Source organism: uncultured Holdemanella sp., assembly GCF_958348295.1.
Lineage (GTDB): Bacteria > Bacillota_I > Bacilli_A > Erysipelotrichales > Erysipelotrichaceae > Holdemanella.
On sequence record NZ_CATVYQ010000026.1, the window covers coordinates 11,838 to 30,730 of the forward strand.

Annotated in this window: 17 protein-coding genes; 15 read left to right on the forward strand and 2 right to left on the reverse strand. The window is 33.6% G+C overall.

The features are described from left to right. Positions 1–19 precede the first annotated feature (19 nt). The 4 genes from miaB to Q3907_RS06165 all read left to right on the forward strand — a co-directional run bounded on the left by miaB (position 20) and on the right by Q3907_RS06165 (position 5,995). A complete protein-coding gene (gene miaB / locus Q3907_RS06150) occupies positions 20–1,453 on the forward strand; it encodes a tRNA (N6-isopentenyl adenosine(37)-C2)-methylthiotransferase MiaB (RefSeq protein WP_301897664.1) in 1,434 nt (477 codons plus the stop codon). A gap of 40 nt (positions 1,454–1,493) precedes the next feature. Beyond that, the gene (locus Q3907_RS06155; RefSeq protein WP_301897665.1) at positions 1,494–3,185 is read left to right on the forward strand and encodes a ribonuclease J; all 1,692 of its coding nucleotides are present in this window, start codon (positions 1,494–1,496) and stop codon (positions 3,183–3,185) included. Between the two features lie 120 nt (positions 3,186–3,305). Beyond that, on the forward strand, positions 3,306–5,543 hold the full coding sequence (locus Q3907_RS06160) for a DNA translocase FtsK (RefSeq protein WP_301897666.1): 2,238 nt from the start codon (positions 3,306–3,308) through the stop codon (positions 5,541–5,543). Between the two features lie 23 nt (positions 5,544–5,566). Next, positions 5,567–5,995, forward strand: a complete 429-nt coding sequence (locus Q3907_RS06165) for a RidA family protein (RefSeq protein ID WP_295643493.1) — start codon at positions 5,567–5,569, stop codon at positions 5,993–5,995. A gap of 8 nt (positions 5,996–6,003) precedes the next feature. On the opposite strand, the gene Q3907_RS06170 is transcribed toward Q3907_RS06165, so the two are convergent. Next, entirely contained in the window at positions 6,004–6,417 is a 414-nt protein-coding gene (locus Q3907_RS06170) for a competence protein ComK (protein WP_301897667.1), read from the reverse strand. A gap of 64 nt (positions 6,418–6,481) precedes the next feature. Next, the gene (plsY, locus tag Q3907_RS06175; RefSeq protein WP_229030583.1) at positions 6,482–7,096 is read right to left on the reverse strand and encodes a glycerol-3-phosphate 1-O-acyltransferase PlsY; all 615 of its coding nucleotides are present in this window, start codon (positions 7,094–7,096) and stop codon (positions 6,482–6,484) included. 194 nt (positions 7,097–7,290) lie between these two features. On the opposite strand from plsY, the gene Q3907_RS06180 reads away from it, so the two are divergent. The 11 genes from Q3907_RS06180 to Q3907_RS06230 all read left to right on the forward strand — a co-directional run bounded on the left by Q3907_RS06180 (position 7,291) and on the right by Q3907_RS06230 (position 18,808). Next, positions 7,291–8,412 carry a Fic family protein gene (locus Q3907_RS06180; protein ID WP_301897668.1) on the forward strand — a complete coding sequence of 374 codons (1,122 nt, stop codon included), beginning with the start codon at positions 7,291–7,293 and terminating at the stop codon, positions 8,410–8,412. A gap of 130 nt (positions 8,413–8,542) precedes the next feature. Next, positions 8,543–10,468 (forward strand): DNA topoisomerase IV subunit B, encoded by a 1,926-nt coding sequence (parE, locus tag Q3907_RS06185; protein ID WP_295643484.1) that lies wholly within the window; start codon positions 8,543–8,545, stop codon positions 10,466–10,468. After that, complete coding sequence (gene parC, locus Q3907_RS06190; RefSeq protein ID WP_301897669.1) at positions 10,465–12,948, forward strand: DNA topoisomerase IV subunit A; 2,484 nt, start codon at positions 10,465–10,467, stop codon at positions 12,946–12,948. Before parE ends, parC begins: the two co-directional genes overlap by 4 nt. Then, positions 12,945–13,814, forward strand: coding sequence for a DMT family transporter (locus Q3907_RS06195; RefSeq protein WP_295561552.1), 870 nt, complete (start codon positions 12,945–12,947; stop codon positions 13,812–13,814). Before parC ends, Q3907_RS06195 begins: the two co-directional genes overlap by 4 nt. A 44-nt stretch (positions 13,815–13,858) precedes the next feature. Further along, positions 13,859–14,071, forward strand: a complete 213-nt coding sequence (locus Q3907_RS06200; RefSeq protein ID WP_118320687.1) for a YneF family protein — start codon at positions 13,859–13,861, stop codon at positions 14,069–14,071. Between the two features lie 110 nt (positions 14,072–14,181). Beyond that, positions 14,182–16,257 (forward strand): EAL domain-containing response regulator, encoded by a 2,076-nt coding sequence (locus Q3907_RS06205; RefSeq protein ID WP_301897670.1) that lies wholly within the window; start codon positions 14,182–14,184, stop codon positions 16,255–16,257. 29 nt (positions 16,258–16,286) lie between these two features. Continuing rightward, the gene (locus Q3907_RS06210) at positions 16,287–16,574 is read left to right on the forward strand and encodes a macro domain-containing protein (protein ID WP_301897671.1); all 288 of its coding nucleotides are present in this window, start codon (positions 16,287–16,289) and stop codon (positions 16,572–16,574) included. A gap of 105 nt (positions 16,575–16,679) precedes the next feature. Further along, complete coding sequence (locus Q3907_RS06215) at positions 16,680–16,868, forward strand: hypothetical protein (RefSeq protein ID WP_295570112.1); 189 nt, start codon at positions 16,680–16,682, stop codon at positions 16,866–16,868. After that, on the forward strand, positions 16,858–17,280 hold the full coding sequence (tnpA, locus tag Q3907_RS06220; protein ID WP_295759244.1) for an IS200/IS605 family transposase: 423 nt from the start codon (positions 16,858–16,860) through the stop codon (positions 17,278–17,280). Before Q3907_RS06215 ends, tnpA begins: the two co-directional genes overlap by 11 nt. Continuing rightward, positions 17,249–18,439: a hypothetical protein gene (locus Q3907_RS06225; RefSeq protein ID WP_301897672.1), complete on the forward strand. Its 1,191-nt coding sequence runs from the start codon at positions 17,249–17,251 to the stop codon at positions 18,437–18,439. Before tnpA ends, Q3907_RS06225 begins: the two co-directional genes overlap by 32 nt. 87 nt (positions 18,440–18,526) lie before the next feature. Continuing rightward, positions 18,527–18,808 carry a hypothetical protein gene (locus tag Q3907_RS06230; RefSeq protein ID WP_301897673.1) on the forward strand — a complete coding sequence of 94 codons (282 nt, stop codon included), beginning with the start codon at positions 18,527–18,529 and terminating at the stop codon, positions 18,806–18,808. Positions 18,809–18,893: the final 85 nt, after the last annotated feature.

Genomic DNA, 18,893 nt, shown 5'->3' on the forward strand with positions numbered 1-18,893 from the left:
TTTTTCGAAAGGAGAACATATGAAACAAAAACCAGGATGGGTTTTACCCGATTTAAAAGAAGCACAAAAACGTACTACAAAAACAATCGATCGTATTGATACATTTACCATTCCAGAAGCAGCTCGCATGATGGGAAGAGGTAAAACATATTTTATTTCAACTTATGGTTGCCAGGCAAATGAGCGTGACAGTGAAACTATTGCAGGTATTTTGGATGAATTAGGATTTACACCTAATGAAACACCGGAAAATAGTGATGTGATTATCATCAATACTTGTGCAATTCGTCAAAATGCTGAAGAAAAAGTATTAGGTGAGATTGGTAACTTTAAACGTCTATATCGCGAAAATAAAGATTTAATTATCGGTGTTTGTGGTTGTATGGCACAAGAAGAAGGTTTAGTAGAAACTTTATTAACTAAATATCCACAAGTTCGATTGTTATTTGGAACTCATAATATTCAAGAACTACCTAGCATGCTTTATAGTTGTATGTATGACGGTAAAAAGATTGTAAAAATCTATTCGAAAGAAGGAGAAGTTTACGAAAATTTGCCGGTACATCGTTTTGGCACATTCAAGGCTTGGGTCAACATTATGTATGGTTGTGATAAATTCTGTACATATTGCATTGTTCCATATACACGTGGAAAACAGCGTTCGAGAAAAATGTCAGAAATCTTAAAAGAAGTTCAACAACTTAAGGATGAGGGATATAAAGAAATCACATTGCTTGGGCAAAATGTAAATGCGTATGGAAAAGATATGGATAATGAACAGGATTTTGCGACTTTATTAGAAGAAGTAGCAAAAATTGGTATTCCTCGTGTTCGTTTCACTACAAGTCATCCTTGGGATTTTTCTGAAAAGATGATTGATATCATCGCAAAATATGATAATATCATGCCATTTATCCACTTACCATTACAATCAGGGGATGATGATGTTTTAAAATTGATGGGACGTCGTTATACAAAAGAATCTTATTTAGCTTTATATGATAAAATTATCAATACAATTCCAAATGTTTCAGTTTCAACTGACATCATTGTGGGATTCCCAAATGAAACAGACGAACAATTTGAACATACTCTAGATGTTGTTCGTTATTGTAAATATGACAATGCGTTTACTTTTATCTTCTCAGCTAGACCTGGTACACCAGCCAGTCGTATGAAAGATTCCATTGATATGGAGACAAAAAGAAAACGTTTGGCTAAATTAAATAAGACATGGAATGATTTAGCATTAGAGAAGAACAAGGCTTATGTTGGTCGTACAGTAACTGTATTAGTGGATGGCCCTAGTAAAAAAGATGAAAATGTATATTCGGGATATACAGATACACAAAAGCTAGTTAACTTTAAAGGAGAAAACATTCAACCTGGAGATTTTGTTGAAGTAAAAATCTTAGATGCGAAAACTTTCTCTTTAGATGGCGTAGCAGTGTGATATAATTTAGAAAAAAATAATAATATTAAAAGGAGATAATATGAGAGAAGAAAAAATGCCTTCATTGACGGAAAAGATTCGTATCTTCGCCCTTGGTGGTTTAGATGAAGATGGAAAAAACTTGTTCTGTGTGGAGGTGGATGAATCCATCTATGTAATTGAGGCTGGAATCAAATTTCCAGATAATAAAGAATCATTAGGTATTGAATTTATAATCCAGGATTTTACATATTTAGTTGAAAACAAAGATCGTGTTGTTGGTATTTTTATTACACATGGTCATGATGATGTTATGGGAGCTTTACCATATTTATTAAAACAAGTCCCTTGTGATGTATATACAGCTCCACTTGCTGTTAAAGAAGTACAAAAAATGATTCGCCAAGAACATATTACAGGCGTGCGTGTACATGCTGTAAAGCGAAATGATAAAAAACGTATTGGTAAACGTAGAGTGGTCTTTTTTCCAATTACACACGCATATCCAGGAACATTTGGTCTTGCGATTGGAACAGATCAAGGATATATTGTATATTCAGGAGAGTTCATTGAGGACTACGATGATTTAGAAGATGCTTATAGAGCTGATTTTACAACAGTTTCTGAACTTGGCAACGAAGGTGTATTGGTGCTACTCCAAGAAAGTAAGGGTGCTGAAAGAAGTGGTCACACTTCACCAAGTCATCGTATTTCACCAAAATTTTTGCAGGTTCTAGAATTACATGAGAATCAACGTGTCTTTGTCAGTGTTTATACACAAAGTGTATATCGTATTCAGGAAATCATTGATTGTTGTATGACAAGTCATCGTAAAATGGTGTTTTACTCAAAAGAATTACGTGATTTAGTAGAACGCTTAAAAGAAATTGGATATGAAGTAGATCCATCACTTGTGATTGATCCGAATGAATTTGATAATTCTATGAAAGATGTTGTTGTGATCATTTCTGGACAAGGTAAATATTTATTTAAAACAATCAATAACATTGCTAATAACGAATTAGAATCGATTGTATTTGATCAGGATGATGTTATTGTGGTTGCAAGTCCAGTGATTCCGGGTGTTGAAAATGAATTTAAGAGCATGGAGAATGATATCTATAAAAAAGAAGGGGAAATCATTGTCTTAGATAAAAATGTTTTGACTATGCACCCTAGTAAAGAAGACTTAAAAATGATGATTTTCCTTACAAAGCCAAAATACTATATTCCAATCAAAGGTGAATATCGTTTATTGCACATGAATTCTCAGATTGCGGTAGAAATGGGCTACGATCCAAGCCGTATTATCATTTTAGATAATGGTCAGGTTGCCACTTTTGAAAATCGTAAATTAGTTTCTTGTTCTATGGAATTGGAATTACATGAAACTATGATTGATGGAAAAGAAAACTGGGATATGGCTGGTGTTGTATTAAAAGATCGTGAAACATTAAGTACCGATGGTGTAATGATTTTGGCGATTGGTATTAATGCCAAAACAAAGAAAATTATAAATGGTCCTGATGTTCAAAGTCGTGGACTGATCTATTTGCGTGACGCAGAATATATTACTGGTGATGTCGCAAAAATCATGGAGGATACAATTACAGAAGCGGTTGAGAATAAAACTTATGATAACTTAGAAACGAGAAATGTGATTCGTGATAGAGTTTCTAAATATCTTTATAAACAAACCGCAAAAAGACCGATGATTTTACCGGTTATTTTAGAAATCAACTTAAATAAGTAGAAAGTGGGGTAGAGTATGGCTAAAGCCAGAAAAAAAACAACACGACGAAAATCTACGAAAAAGAAAACACAAACGTCTTGGTTGCATTCAAACTTATTTCGTTTGTGTTTCCTTATTTGTATGATATGTATTAGTATTATTGCCGTTTTAGAATTTGGCGTTGTGGGAGCCTTTTTAAAACATTTCTTTGAATTTTTATTTGGAGCTTTGACAAATGGATTGTTTATATTAATAGCTACGTATTGTTCTGTGCTAATATTCCATAAGGACAAGTCTTTCATTCGTAAACGTTATTTGTTTGGAATCTTGTTTTTAGCACTTGGATTAAGTTTGGTTTCTTCAATTTTAGAATTCAAACCTCATCCAGGCAGTTACGGACTAGAATATGTCATGAAAAATGCTGCTAGTATTATTATGGGGCATTTAAAAACATATTCTGGTTTAGTTGGAGCTTTGTTGCTGTGTATTTTCCAGTCTTTATTTGATTATTCTGGAACCTATATTATGGTACTGTTGTTTTTTATATTAGCCATTTTGATGTTTGGTTATGAGAAAATCACTGGCTATGAAAGAAAACCAAAAAAGGTGATGAAAAGTTCGCCAGTTAAAGAAACTCCAGTATCTATTGATCGAAAAAATTTTATTTTTGAAGATGAAGATGCTAATGAATCAAGTTTTCAAATTATCAATGCGGATCCAATCAAACCAGTAACATTGGATCCAGTAAATGAAGAAAAGGAAAAAGAATCATTAATTATTGGTGATTTAGAACCTAGAAAACCTACTTTTATGGTTGATGTAGATGACGAGCCGAAAGAGAAAGTGGTTGAAAAAAAAGAGTCACCAGTTATTAATGAGAATGTTGTAGAGAAGGCTTCACCAAAACATTATGTGGTAGATGAAAATTCAGATTTTAAAAACTATAAACTTCCTAAGTTAAATGTCTTGGATGATATGGAAAGAAAGTCAAGATCCAATGCGAATGTAACAACAGCTAAGGAAAAAGGCGAAAAGCTGATTGAAATTTTGCATGAATTTGGTGTTGAAGCAAATCTAGTACAGATTCATATTGGGCCAAGTGTAACTAAGTTTGAAATTAAACCTGAATTGGGTGTTCGTGTTAATAAAATTAGTAACCTACAGAATGATATTAAAATGGGGCTTGCAGCTAAAGATATTCGTATTGAAGCTCCAATTCCAGGTAAGGCAAGTGTAGGAATTGAAATTCCAAATGTCGAAAAGACAAGTGTACAGATGAAGGATTTGATGCGTACAATTCCTGAATCTATGAAAGACAAGAAGTTGCTTTTCTGTTTAGGAAAAGATTTAATGGGAAATAATGTATACGGCGAATTAAATCGTATGCCGCATTTATTAATTGCGGGTGCTACAGGTAGTGGTAAATCAGTATGTGTAAATGCGATTATTTCTTCAATATTAATGCGTACAAAACCAGATGAGGTAAAATTGGTTTTGATTGATCCTAAAAAAGTAGAGTTTACACCCTATAATGATGTACCACATTTATTATCTCCAGTCATCACAGATGGAGATCTTGCCAATAAAGCTTTAAAAGTTATCGTCGAAATGATGGATCGGCGTTATGATTTATTTGGTGAGTTAGGAGTTCGAAATATCACGGCTTATAATGAATATGTTTTATCGCATAATGATGAACATTTAAAAGTTTTACCTCGTATTGTCATTATTATTGATGAGCTTGCCGATTTGATGTTGGTGGCTGCTAAAGAAGTAGAAGCGAGCATTCAAAGAATTACACAACTTGCACGTGCAGCAGGTATTCATTTGATTGTTGCCACACAAAGACCGAGTGTGGATGTCATTACAGGTGTGATTAAGGCAAATATTCCTAGTCGTATTGCCTTTGCGGTATCACAAGCTGTGGATTCAAGAACGATTTTGGATCAAGCTGGTGCTGAGCGTTTGCTTGGAAATGGAGATATGTTGTATTTGCCAAATGGTGAAACAAGTCCTCGACGTATTCAAGGTGTTTTCATCAAGGATGATGAAGTCAATAACATCTGTGCCTTTGTAAAGTCACAAGCTATGCCTAAATATGATGATGCTTTTATTCAATTAAAAGATTTGCAGAATCAAGGAAATGAAGCAGGAAATGTAACGGCAGATCCTTTATATGAGGAAGTGAAACGTTTTGTGATTGCATCTAGAAAGGCAAGTACATCTTTGATTCAAAGAAAATTTTCTGTAGGTTATTCAAGAGCAGCTAGATTAATGGATGTTTTAGAGGCGAATGGCATTATTGGTCCTTCAAGAGGTAGCAAACCAAGAGAAATTTTAGTGCAAAACACTTTAGAAGATGATATAGATTCTATATAATAGAAGAAGAAAGGAATTTAACTATGAATATATTTTTAAAATCAGCAGGAAAACAAGAAGGAACACCATGTGTTTCAAATATGGTTCAATTGGGAGACTTCTTTTATTTAAGTGGTCAAACAGGTTTAGGAGAAAGCATTCAGGAACAAACAATTACAGCTATCAATAAAGTAATTGATGTTTTATCAAACTATGGTTTACAGCTTCATCATGTTGTGAAGTTTACAGTATATTTAAAGAATATCGAGGATAAAGATGCGTTCTTGAATACATTTAAAAACTTTGTGGATGAACCATTCCCTGCATGTACAATCGTGGAAGTATCGAATTTAGCAGATAATGCTACTGTATGTATTGAGGGACTTGGTGTAAATACACTTCGTCATGAAGAACAAATGCAACAATCTAGTTGTTCACATGATTGCTCATCATGTGGCGGAGGATGCCACTAACACACCGTTTAAAACGGTGTATTTTTATTTAAAAAGCGAAATATAAGGTGCATTGAATTGCGAATTCTTTTGGGATGGTCGCAATCTAAGAAGGTACCATCCTTAAAAGAAATTCTACAATAGGAATGATAGTACATGACATTTTGGATATTGGCATAATTGATCCATATACAGTCATGTGCTTTTTTTGATTTGTTTGGAAAGTAGACTTCATGTTTTGAAATATTCACAACAACGGGAATGAATTTTTTGGTCTTCATTTGATAGATAAAGGCTTCTTGCCTTCCTTTTAGGCTAGATCCATTCATTAGACACATTTCATTTAAGTAATTATGTGTGCTTAAACAAGCATGATACATTCTTTCATCTTCTTTTACAGTACAGACCTGGCTTGATTTATGTTCATAGTATAAATAGTTCATATTATCTATGATACGGGTTCAATGTGAAAAAGACATAAAAAAAGAAAGTTTATTAAAAAACTTTCTATAACCACGAGATTGTATTTTCTGTACCCTTTTTGATTTTTTCAATATTTGTACGATGTCTGTAAATCACAAGGACTGTCATTAACCAGCTTGCGATAATAACAGAAATGCTTTCAACATTGAATCCTAGCATAAGTGCCGTAATGTATAAACTACTTGAAATAGCTGCACACATACTAGCTAGAGATACATATTTAAATAAGTATAGGATAATTATAAACATGCCAAATGGTACGAGTAAGTAGCTTGCATCTTGAAATAAGAAAATGCTTGTAGAAAACAAGAAGCCAAACATTGTGCTGACGGCTTTGCCTCCATGGAATTTTGCGAAAATAGGATAACAATGTCCGATGCAACATGCAAGTCCTGTCCAGATTCCTGCAACCTTAGATACTTGTGTCGCAATCGCAATCGCAAGTACTACTTTTAAAACATCAAATACAATAACAGAAATGCCGGCTTTTTTACCTAGAACTCTTCCGGCGTTTGTTCCGCCTAAATTGCCTGAGCCATATTGGCGTATGTCTGTATGATAGAAAACTTTACCAATAATCAATGCGAAGGGTAAAGATCCTAATAAGTAACCTAATAAAATACATAGAATAGTTTTCATTTCTTCCACCTCGAAACTTATTTTAGCAGTTTTCATCTTCTTAGTCGAGAATTGGATGAAAAAATTAATGATTTGACATAAATAATGCGGATATTAAATATATACTGATCTAGTACAGACAGGAGAAATATAAAGAATTTTCAATTTTAAAATATGTTAAAATATATGGTGTGAATTAGAAAGGATGCGTTGAAATGGAAAGAGATCCATTTAAAGAATATATTAAAGAATCAGAGTTAGATACTGTGAATCGAGGATATGTTTGGAGCACGGCAATTGGTCTTCAGGCCGTAGATGGTCTAAAGCCATCTAGCTATTTAATTGATACAGCAATCAAGAATATTGAAGGTAAGATCACATTGAAGGAAGCGCAAAACTTGATTGATACTTATTATGAAGAAAGCCCTGCAAGTACTTCTGACGATGATCGTACTGAGGAGGCTGATAAAGTAGCTTCGCGTATTGCTCAAATATTATCAGAGACAGCATTTTCATTTTCGCCTTTAGAATATCTTTCTATCCATAAGAAACTTTTCAAAGGTATATATAACCATGCAGGTAAAATGAGAACATATAATATCACAAAGAAGGAATGGGTGCTGGATGGTGCTACAGTTGTATATGGAAGTGCTTCACAATTAAAAGCCACTTTAGAATATGATTTTTCTCAAGAAAAGGAATTTAGTTACAAAAATTTAATGATGGATGAAATTATTCATCATCTTGCCTTGTTTATTTCAAGACTTTGGCAAATTCATGTGTTTGAAGAAGGGAACACAAGGACAACGGCTGTCTTTTTCATAAAATATTTGCGTACACTTGGTTTTAATGTGACAAATGATATTTTTGCAGAAAATGCTTGGTATTTTAGAAACGCACTTGTTCGAGCAAATTATACGAATCTACAAAAAAACATTCATGAAACAACAGAATATTTAGAATTATTTCTTAGAAATCTATTATTGGATGAAAAGAATGTACTTCGAAATCGTACAATGCATATAAGTGGATATTTTTCAGAAAAAGTGGACATTGAAGCCGAAAAGGTGGACATTGAAACCAAAAAAGTGGATATTGACTACAAAAAAGTGGACATTGGAAGTTTAAAGTTTAGTAAACGAACAGTTCATCATATTGAAATTCTGTTTGATGAATATGGGTATAATCGAGTATTTGGTAGAAGTGATGTGATGGATTTAGTTGGATTAAAGCGTTCAGCTGTATCTAAGCTAATATCTAAATTATTAGAAACAGGAATCATTGAACCTGTTACAGGGCATGGAAAAGGTAGATATAAGTTTAAGCATAAGGTGTGAAAAGCACCTTTTTAATTTGACATGAATAATGTATATATAGCGTGTATAATCAAATTGGTTTGAAGGAATTTGTGTGCACTTTTTTTGATTTGTTGATATAATAAAGATTACGTTGGAAAGTAGGGATAGTATGCCAAAACAACAATATGATGAAAGTAGTATCGTTATTTTAGAAGGCTTGGATGCCGTAAGAAAGCGTCCAGGAATGTATATTGGATCTACGGATTCAAAAGGTTTACATCACCTTGTATGGGAAATTGTTGACAATGCGATTGACGAAGCTTTGAATGGCTATGGCAACGAAATTACAATTACCCTGGAAAAAGATGGCAGTGTAACAGTAGAAGATCATGGGCGTGGAATGCCTGTTGGAAAACATAAATCAGGAGTAAGTACACTTCAAGTAATTTTTACTATTTTACATGCAGGTGGTAAATTTACTAGTCATGGAGGATATACAAGTGCTGGAGGATTACATGGTGTAGGTGCAAGTGTTGTAAATGCTCTATGTACATGGTGTAAAGTTACAGTACATGATGGAAAAGATATTTGGAGTATGACATTTGAAGATGGGGGAAGCAAGATTGGAAAACTTGAAAAAGTAGGAAAAACCAATCGTACTGGAAGTACAGTAACCTTTAAACCGGATCCGACTATCTTTAAGACGGTTCATTTTTCATATTCTACCATTTGTGAAAGAGCGCAAGAAGATGCCTTTTTATTAAAAGGATTAAAAATGATTGTTCGTGATAAGCGCAAAGAAGAAAAAGAAGTTATATATCAATATGAAGATGGTTTAAAAGCATTTATTGACGAAGTAAATCAAGATCATACACCGATGCATGATTCAGTAAGTTTTAGAGGGGAAAGTAATCAAATTGTTGTTGAAGGATGTTTCCAATATACAGATGAGTATCAGGAAAATATTTTCTCATTCACGAACATGGTACGTACTCGCGATGGAGGATCTCATGAAACGGGTGCTAAACAAGCTTTCACAAAAATATTTAATGAATATGCACGTAAAAATGGTTTCTTAAAAGAAAAAGATAAAGGTTTTGATGGAAATGATGTTAGGGAAGGTTTGACATTGGTCATTAATTTAACCATTCCAGAAGATTATTTACAATTTGAAGGTCAGACTAAAGAAAAATTAGGTACGCCAGAGGCAAAGCCGGCTACTGAAGCAGTGGTATCTGAAAATCTTCGTTATTTTTTAGAAGAAAATAAAGAGATTGCCAATGCTCTAGTTCGAAAAATCATTAAAGCAGCACAAGCTCGTAATGCAGCAAGGAAAGCACGTGCTGACATTCGTAACGGAAAAGGAAAGAATCGTTCAGAAAGAGTTTTGTCTGGAAAACTAGCATCTGCTCAAAGTAAGGATGCTAGAAGAAAAGAATTATACTTAGTCGAAGGGGATTCTGCGGGTGGTTCTGCAAAGCAGGGTCGTGATTCAAAGTATCAAGCGATCTTGCCTTTGCGTGGAAAAGTTTTAAATACAGAAAAGGCAAGTCTTGAAGCCATTGAAAAAAATGAAGAATTGAATACCATCATTCATGCCTTAGGTGCAGGTGTAGGTGCTAATTTTACGGCTGAAGATTCAAACTACTATAAAGTTATCATTATGACCGATGCCGATGATGATGGAGCGCATATTCAAAACTTGTTATTAACATTCTTCTATCGTTATATGCGTGAGCTAATCACTCATGAAATGTTGTATATTGCTCTTCCACCTCTATATCGAATTGCGAAAGGTGGAAAAGAATATTATCTATATACAAACGAAGAATTGGATGAGAAAAAAGCAGAATTAAAAAATGGCTATACCATTACACGATACAAAGGTCTTGGTGAAATGAATGCCACTCAACTTTGGGATACGACAATGAATCCAGAATCTAGAACATTACTTTGTGTGACAATTGAAAATGCGATGATGGCAGAAAAAAGAGTTACAGAATTGATGGGCGATAAAGCTGAACTTCGAAGAAATTGGATTGAAGATAATGTCGTGTTTACACTAGAAGATGATTATAAGGAGGTAAGTGCGTGAAAGAAAAAGAAATAAAACATAATGTTTTAAAAAATTCTTTAGAAGATATCATGGCCGATCGTTTTGCCAGATATTCAAAATATATTATTCAAGAACGTGCATTACCAGATGCTAGAGATGGCTTAAAACCAGTACAAAGACGTATTTTATATGCAATGTATGAAGATGGTAATACATACAATAAGCCGTACCATAAATCGGCAAAAACCGTTGGTAATGTGATTGGTAACTATCATCCTCATGGAGATAGCTCTGTTTATGATGCGATGGTTCGTATGTCACAAAATTGGAAAATTACCAATCCTTTAATTGATATGCAAGGTAATAATGGATCTATCGATGATGATCCAGCTGCTGCGATGCGTTATACAGAGGCGCGTCTGGCAAAAATTAGTGACTATTTATTGCAGGATATTGATAAAGATACAGTAGAATGGGCACCTAACTTCTCCGATGAGAAAATGGAACCTACAGTGCTTCCTGCACGCTTTCCTAACTTATTAGTCAATGGAATTACAGGTATTGCGGCAGGATATGCCACAAATATTCCACCACACAATTTGAATGAAGTCATTCAAGCAAGTATTTATCGTATCTCACATCCTGATTGTTCTTTAGAAGAATTGATGCAGTTTGTGAAAGGTCCAGACTTTCCAACTGGTGGAATCGTGATGGGACTTGATGGAATTAAACAAGCTTTTCAAACAGGTCGTGGACGTGTATTGATTCGTTCTAAAGTTGAAGTTGTACCTACGCGAACAATCAAACAAATTATTGTTCATGAAATTCCATATGAAGTGATCAAATCAAACCTTGTAAAGAAAATTGATGAGATTCGTTTGAATAAAAAAATCGATGGTATATTAGATGTTCGTGATGAAAGTGATCGTACAGGATTAAGAATTGTAGTTGATCTAAAAAAAGATAGTAATGATGAACAAATTTTGAACTATTTGTATAAAAACACAGATCTTCAAATTTCGTATAACTATAATGTTATTGCGATAGTAAATAAAGCACCTGTACAGATGTCTTTAGCAATGATGCTCGATGCTTTTATCGCGCATCGTGAAGATGTAGTAATTCGTAGAAGTAAATATGATTTATCTGCAAAAAAGGAGCGCGCCCATATTTTAGAAGGCTTGATCAAAGCGGTGAGTGTTATGGATGAAATTATCCATATTATTCGTAAATCAAAAGATAAGGCACATGCCAAAAAGAATTTGATTGAGCGTTTTGATTTTACTGAAAAACAAGCAGAAGCTATTGTCGTTATGCGTCTATATCGTTTGACAAATACGGATGTAAAAGAATTGAAGGCAGAATTTAAACAACTTCAAAGTGATATTGCCGAATTAGAAAAGATTATTAGCGATAAATCTGAATTACATAAAGTGATGGTAGATGAATTAGAAAAAGTAAATGAAGAGTTCAATACGCCTCGACTTTCAGATATTGTGAATGAAGTTAAGGAGATCGTGATTGATGAAAAGGCTATGATTTCTAAAGAAGAATGTATGATTACTGTAACTCGTGATGGATATATTAAACGTGTTTCTATGCGAAGTTATAATGCATCAAGTGATGCAATGACACAAAGAAAAGATACAGATTCTTTGGTTTGTTACGGGGCGAGTCATACATTACAGACTTTGATTTTCTTCACAAATCGTGGAACATATGGATATATCCCTGTTTATCAAATTGAAGAGGCAAAATGGAAAGATTTGGGAAGCCATATTTCAAATTATATTAAGATGGATTCAAGTGAAAAAATCATTGCGGCCTATGTATTAGATGCTTTTAAAACAGGGGTACATGTTGTGAGTGCAAGTCGTCATGGAATGATCAAACGTACGGAATTGAAAGAATTTGAAGTTTCTCGTTCGAATAAAACAATGGCATGTATGAAAATTGGAAATATGGACGAAATGATATGTGCAAATCTTTCATATAAATCTGATGATCAAGTGATTTTAGTAAGTGAACAAGGATATGGCTTAATGTATCCGGTTGAACAGATTCCATTGGTTTCTAATAAATCAAAAGGTGTAAAGGCAATGAACTTATCCAAAGATGATTGTATAGCTTCTATTTGTATCAATAGAAATAGTGATGAACAGGTTCTTATTTCAACATCAACACTTTCTTTAAAGCGTATGAAACAACATGAAATTGCACCATTAAATCGTCCGGCAAAAGGAAATCGTATTTGTAAGCTTGTGAAGTCAAATCCAAATATAATTTTGAATGTACATATGGTAGATTTAAACACAAAATTTGAAATATATGCAGATGATATTCTTCGTTTTGAGGCTAAGGAAATTAGTTTAATGAATGCGCAATCAACATTCTCTTCACCATTTGGAAAAGTCGATCGTTTTGAGTGGATCCATTCGCTTGAAAATGTTGAAGATGGATTTTGGGTCAAACAGGAAGATTTTGAACAACCATCTTTATTTGAGGAGAATAACGCATGAGTAAAAAACAAGCAAATTTAGTTTGCTTAATTGTTGCAGCCATTTGGGGTGGTGGATTCATTGCCACAGATGCTGCTTTACAAACGTTTGATCCTTTAACCGTTTTAATGATTCGTTTTATTGGTGCAAGCCTAGTTAGTATTGTGGTTTGTCTTTGTAGTCATGTTAAAGTTTCAAAACAAGCACTATTTCGAGGAAGTATTTCAGGGGTGTTAATGTATTTGGCATTCGCATTTCAAACTTTTGGCTTGGCCATGACAAATACGGGTCAAAATGCATTTTTAACCGCGGTAAACGTAGTTTTGGTTCCATATATTGTATGGCTTTTATGGAAAAAGAAGCCAAGTAAAAGACAACTTGGCGCTAGTGTAATATGCTTGCTAGGCATTGCTTGTTTAAGCTTATCAAAAGGCTATTTCCAATTTAGTTTTGGAGATTGTTTATCTTTGATATGTGCCTTGTTCTTTGCGTGTCACATTATTTCTTTGGAGTATGCAACCGAAAATTCCAATTCTATTACGATCAATGCTGTACAGATGAGTGTTGCTGCTTTACTTTCAATTCCTTTCGCATTGTCTTTGGAGACAATTCCACAAAATATTTCAATGCATGCTTACATGAGTTGTGGTTATATGATCTTAGTGGCAACATTCTTGGCATTTCAATTACAGACCTTGGCACAAAAGTATACAGATGCATCGAGTGCAAGTGTACTTTTATGCACAGAATCTTTATTTGCAAATGTATTTGGCTTTGTTCTGCTTCATGAAGCAAAGAGTCCAATTATGATTTTAGGTGGACTTTTGATCTTCTTTTCAGTGATTTTAACTGAATATAGTGGACAATTCGTATTGTCAAAAGCTTAAAAAGATAGTAGAATAGATGAGTAGATAGTGAGGTTGACTAAAATATGGGTGTATCAATTTTTTATACGATAGTGGGAGCTGCCATTGGTGGCTTGGTTACTTTCTACTTCACTCGTAAGAAGTTTGAAAAAGAAATTAAAGAAAATCCACCTATTAATGAAAAGATGATTCGTGCAATGTTCTTACAAATGGGACGTAAACCTAGTGAAGCACAAATTCGTCAAATCATGAAATCGGTAAACGCAAACCGTAAATAATGATAAAGTGTCGAAAGACACTTTTTTTCACTTTATGGGTTCGTTGCCTAAATTAAATTTTGGTTATATAATACTGTTGGTTAGTTATATATTTTTAGAAGAGGGTTATTATGAGAGATTTTGATTCAAATCGCATCTATGAAATACTAGGCGAAGAATTTAAAAACATCTATATTGTTGATTGTAAAACTCAACAGATTCATGCTTTTAAGGAAATAGATGTGTTGCCTGGTTTTTCTGCACATATGCTTTATAATGACGCGATGAATCAATATATTGATCATTGTGTATACGAAAAGAATCGTGATATGTTACGTATTGCACTTTCGTTTAATTCTCTTTATACTCGTTTAGACAATGCGGAACATTTTAATATTCATTATCAATCTAAAACGGATTCCGAAATTCATTTTATGTATGCACACTTTGGTTGTATCAAAGAACATGATAAAATCACACAAATTATCATTGGTTTTGCGAATGAAAATTTGGATATTCGAAGAAATAATTTGGATATGATCAACAATGTGATTACACCAAGTGGTTTGAGAAGAAAAGTTTTAATTGTTGAAGATAATGATTTAAATCGAGAAATGTTAAAGGCTACTTTAGAAGATGAATATGATGTATTAGAAGCTGTAAATGGGGAAGATGGTTTACAAATTCTATCTCAGAATTATAAAGATATTTCAATTGTTTTATTAGATGTTGTAATGCCTGTGTGTGATGGATTTGAATTCTTAACTCGTCAAAAATCAGATTCTTTGCTAGCTAGTGTTCCAGTCATTGTGACAACGGGAAATAATTCGCAGGAAGATGAATTGAAATGTTTAGGTTTAGGTGCTGTTGATTTCATCACAAAGCCCTATAATACAAGAATTGTAATGAGTCGAATTGATAGTGTTATTAAGTTAAGAGAATCAAGTATGACTTTGGCAGCCATTGAAAAAGATGAGTTGACAGGTTTATATACAAGACAGGCTTTTTATCATCATGCTCGTACATTGACTAATTTTATGACAGATGAAATTTTTAATATCGTTGTTTTAGATGTGGCTGATTTTAAATTGATCAATGGAACTTACGGAACAAAAAAGGGAAATGAAGTTTTGATTTACCTTGCGAATGCGTTTAAATACTATATCAAAAATGGATTGTTGACGCGCTATGAGGGAGATCAATTATTAGCTTTATTCCATAGTAAAGAAAAAATTGATGTGGATCGTATCGAAAACAATTTAAATAAGATTATGGAAGAAGCACCTATTCAGAATATACGAATAAAATTAGGAATTTATGAAAATGTAGATACAAGTCTTCAGATACCAATCATGTGTGATCGTGCATTAATGGCTGTGAAAAGTATTTCAAAAGATTTTAAACAGAATATCGCCTTCTTTACGCAGGAAATGAATCAAAAATTACTTGCGCAAAGACAAATGGAAAATGATTTTAAAGATGCTATTAAAAATAGAGAGTTTGTAGTCTATTTTCAACCAAAATATGATGTTTCATCTGAACAAATTGTTGGTGCAGAAGCACTTGTTCGTTGGCAAAAAGAAGATGGAACATTGATTTCACCAGGTTTATTTATTCCATTATTTGAAAGTGATGGTTTAGTTGTTCAACTTGATGAATATGTATTTGAAACAGTATGTCGATTCCAGAAAGATCGAATGAAACAAGGTTTACCGATCCTTCCTATTTCTGTCAATCTATCTCGTGCAAGTATTCACTTTAGTGATGTGGTACAAAGATATATCAATATCATAAAAGAGAATGAAATTCCTTTTAGTTGTGTTCCGATTGAATTGACGGAATCTGCAGCTTTATATTCGCAACAAATTCTTGAAATCACAAATCAAATGGTCAATGCAGGCTTTAAATTACATATGGATGATTTTGGATCCGGATATTCTTCATTAACAACTTTAAATGAATTGAAATTCACAACGGTTAAATTGGATAAGAGTTTAATTGACTATATTGCCAAACCACGTGGAATGAAAATTGTGCGACAAACGATTGATTTGGGGCATGGTTTAGATATGAAAGTGGTTGCGGAAGGTGTTGAAACCAAAGAACAAAGGGATTGCTTGATCGAAATGAATTGTGATGAAATTCAGGGCTTCTATTATTCAAAGCCTTTAAAAAAAGATGATTTTATCGAAAAACTAAGAGCTTAATAAAGCTCTTTTGTTGTATAGGAGGGCTTATGCCAATAAAAATAATTCGTCAGGATATCACAAAATTAAAAGTGGATGCGATTGTGAATACGACAAATCAAAGTTTGGATGCGACTGGTGGCTTAGATCATTACATACATCAACTTGCGGGTAAAGAATTAGATGTAGAGTGTAGAAGAATAGGAAAATTGAAAGTAGGACAAGCTTGTCTTACAAGTGGATATAAATTGTGTAAGTATATTATTCATACGGCGAGTCCTGTATGGAGTGAAGATAATTATTTGACAAAAGCCTTGTTAGAATCTTGTTATAATTAAGTGGCGAAAACTCCATAGCTTGCTGTGGAGGAAAGCCACTTTTTGTATTGTATAATGCGTATTAAAAATATATAATATATGTATAAATAGTTCGGAGTTGATATCATGCCTAGACCTAGAACAAACAATGTTCAGATCAATATTGCCATTCCTAGTGAATGGAAAAAAGAGCTGGAAAACCTTGCCAGAATCTATTCGGTTGAAGAAGGCAAAACAATCACTTTTCTGGATCTGATGCGTAGAGGTATTCAGGAAAAGTATCAGTTAAAAGATGTGAATGATCATGAAGAATGAGAATTATCATCGTGCTTCTCATTGTAAGTATTTAGTTCAGTATCATATTATATGGTGTCCAAAGTTCAGATGTGATGGTATGGATGAAACCTTAAAGAAGATCCTTTCTGAAGTTTGTGATGCGTATGGATATATTATAAAAGCTTTAGAGGTCATGCCTGACCATATACATATTTTTGTAGACTGTCCTGTAACGGTTGCACCTTGTGATGTTGTTCGAACATTGAAATCTATGAGTACAATCCAATTGTTCAAGGCGTATCCGGAATTGAAGAGATTCTATGCGAGATGTGGAAAATTATGGTCAAATGGATATTTTATATCTTCTGTAGGGCATATCAGTGAAGCTGCAATCAAGAAATATATCGAGGAGCAGAAAAATGATACAACCCGAATTGAAAGTCTATCGTAGATGTTCAGATAGACATGTATTCGTATTGGAAACGAATCTGACTTATGTAGAAAAGTGTCAGATTTTTCATTATGCCGATTTGGTTCGTAAAGCTGGTAATGAACTGACTGGAATCATGAAAAAAAGATATGATCAGATTGTTCGTACGAAAAGGTATCGCAAGCTAAAAAGTCTTTATAAGAAATATAAGAATGCCAATAATAAAAAGGCATTAAAAGATGTATGTGATCAGATGAAGGAAATGCAGAAACAGTATGATGTGACATGGGATTACTGCAGAACTTCAATGATTCCCATTAAAAAGAAATATGGAATCGATGCCGTATTTGCATTAACGAAAGCGGAGGATGTATTTCGTGGAATTGAAAAATGTCTTTATTCGGATGGAGAAACGATTCACTTTAAAAAGCGTGGAGATCTTCCATGTATTCGTGCTAAACAGATCAATCGTGGAATCATAATGAAACAAATGAATTTCAAATTCAAGGATATTGAGTTTGGTGTAAAAATCAAAGACCGCTATGAACAAGAGGAAGTGGATGCCATACTGTATTATTTAAAGCATGCAGAATTCATGGATTCTATAACGGCAAATACATATAAGGAAACCAACATTTGTATTTCAACATACAGGCCTTGTTACGCGAGTCTTGTATGTAAAAAGATTCGTGGTAAGTTAAGAGTCTATGTACATATCACAATCGAAGGTGTATCTAAACCGAAACAGGATCGTTTTGGCAATTTTAAACACAACAAGGGAAAAGGCATTGTTGGATGTGATATTGGAACTCAGACAATTGCGTATACAACAGAAACAAAAGCTGGTTTAAAAAATCTTGCGGAAAGAGGAAGTTGTATTGAAGTTAATGAACGAAAAGAAAGACGGATCTATCGTGCAATGGATAGGAGCCGTAGAGCAATGAATCCAGACAACTACAATGAGGATGGAACTATCAAAAAAGGAAAAAAGACGTGGGTCTTGTCGAATCGCTATAAGAAATTGAGAACGAAACACAGAGAGCTATGCAGAATCAATGCGACCAACCGACATTTAGCCATCCATGAAGATGTAAATGAATTAAGACGCTTAGGGGATATCTTTGTGACAGAGTCAAAGAATGCCAAGAAACTGCAGAAGAAAGCTAAAACTGGAAAGTGAAAGAAAAGATATGGAAAATCTATAAAAAATAGATGTCCAGGCTATTTTCAAAGTCAGGCTAAAAGAAAGTTCAGAATCTATGTTGAAGTGCCAAATGATTATAAGGCAAGTCAATATGATCATACGAGTGATGAATACATTAAGAAATCGTTGTCACAAAGAATGTATAAACTGCAAGATGGAACAATGGTACAAAGAGATCTATATTCGTCCTTTCTTTTGTACTGCATTGATCTAAATACAAACAAAATCGATAAGAACAAGTGTATTCATGAATTTGAGAAACAGTATAAAAATCAAAATGAAACGATTGAATATATCCAAATGAATCAGATCAAAGTCATGAACAGTGGAATAAGAGTAAATTAAATAAATGTTAAATAGGGAGATTGACTATGCTTGTTGATTGTCTAATTAATTGAGTATGAAAATGAATAATCTAATCAAATTAAAT

Bases quoted from the DNA above. Each gene is read 5' to 3' on its own strand.
- Q3907_RS06165 (WP_295643493.1), top strand. From the start codon at position 5,567: ATGAATATATTTTTAAAATCAGCAGGAAAACAAGAAGGAACACCATGT.
- Q3907_RS06180 (WP_301897668.1), top strand. From the start codon at position 7,291: ATGGAAAGAGATCCATTTAAAGAATATATTAAAGAATCAGAGTTAGAT.
- Q3907_RS06200 (WP_118320687.1), top strand. From the start codon at position 13,859: ATGGGTGTATCAATTTTTTATACGATAGTGGGAGCTGCCATTGGTGGC.
- parE (WP_295643484.1), top strand. From the start codon at position 8,543: ATGCCAAAACAACAATATGATGAAAGTAGTATCGTTATTTTAGAAGGC.
- plsY (WP_229030583.1), bottom strand. From the start codon at position 7,096: ATGAAAACTATTCTATGTATTTTATTAGGTTACTTATTAGGATCTTTA.
- Q3907_RS06225 (WP_301897672.1), top strand. From the start codon at position 17,249: ATGATACAACCCGAATTGAAAGTCTATCGTAGATGTTCAGATAGACAT.
- Q3907_RS06205 (WP_301897670.1), top strand. From the start codon at position 14,182: ATGAGAGATTTTGATTCAAATCGCATCTATGAAATACTAGGCGAAGAA.
- Q3907_RS06170 (WP_301897667.1), bottom strand. From the start codon at position 6,417: ATGAACTATTTATACTATGAACATAAATCAAGCCAGGTCTGTACTGTA.
- Q3907_RS06160 (WP_301897666.1), top strand. From the start codon at position 3,306: ATGATATGTATTAGTATTATTGCCGTTTTAGAATTTGGCGTTGTGGGA.
- tnpA (WP_295759244.1), top strand. From the start codon at position 16,858: ATGAAGAATGAGAATTATCATCGTGCTTCTCATTGTAAGTATTTAGTT.
- miaB (WP_301897664.1), top strand. From the start codon at position 20: ATGAAACAAAAACCAGGATGGGTTTTACCCGATTTAAAAGAAGCACAA.
- Q3907_RS06155 (WP_301897665.1), top strand. From the start codon at position 1,494: ATGAGAGAAGAAAAAATGCCTTCATTGACGGAAAAGATTCGTATCTTC.
- Q3907_RS06215 (WP_295570112.1), top strand. From the start codon at position 16,680: ATGCCTAGACCTAGAACAAACAATGTTCAGATCAATATTGCCATTCCT.
- Q3907_RS06210 (WP_301897671.1), top strand. From the start codon at position 16,287: ATGCCAATAAAAATAATTCGTCAGGATATCACAAAATTAAAAGTGGAT.
- Q3907_RS06195 (WP_295561552.1), top strand. From the start codon at position 12,945: ATGAGTAAAAAACAAGCAAATTTAGTTTGCTTAATTGTTGCAGCCATT.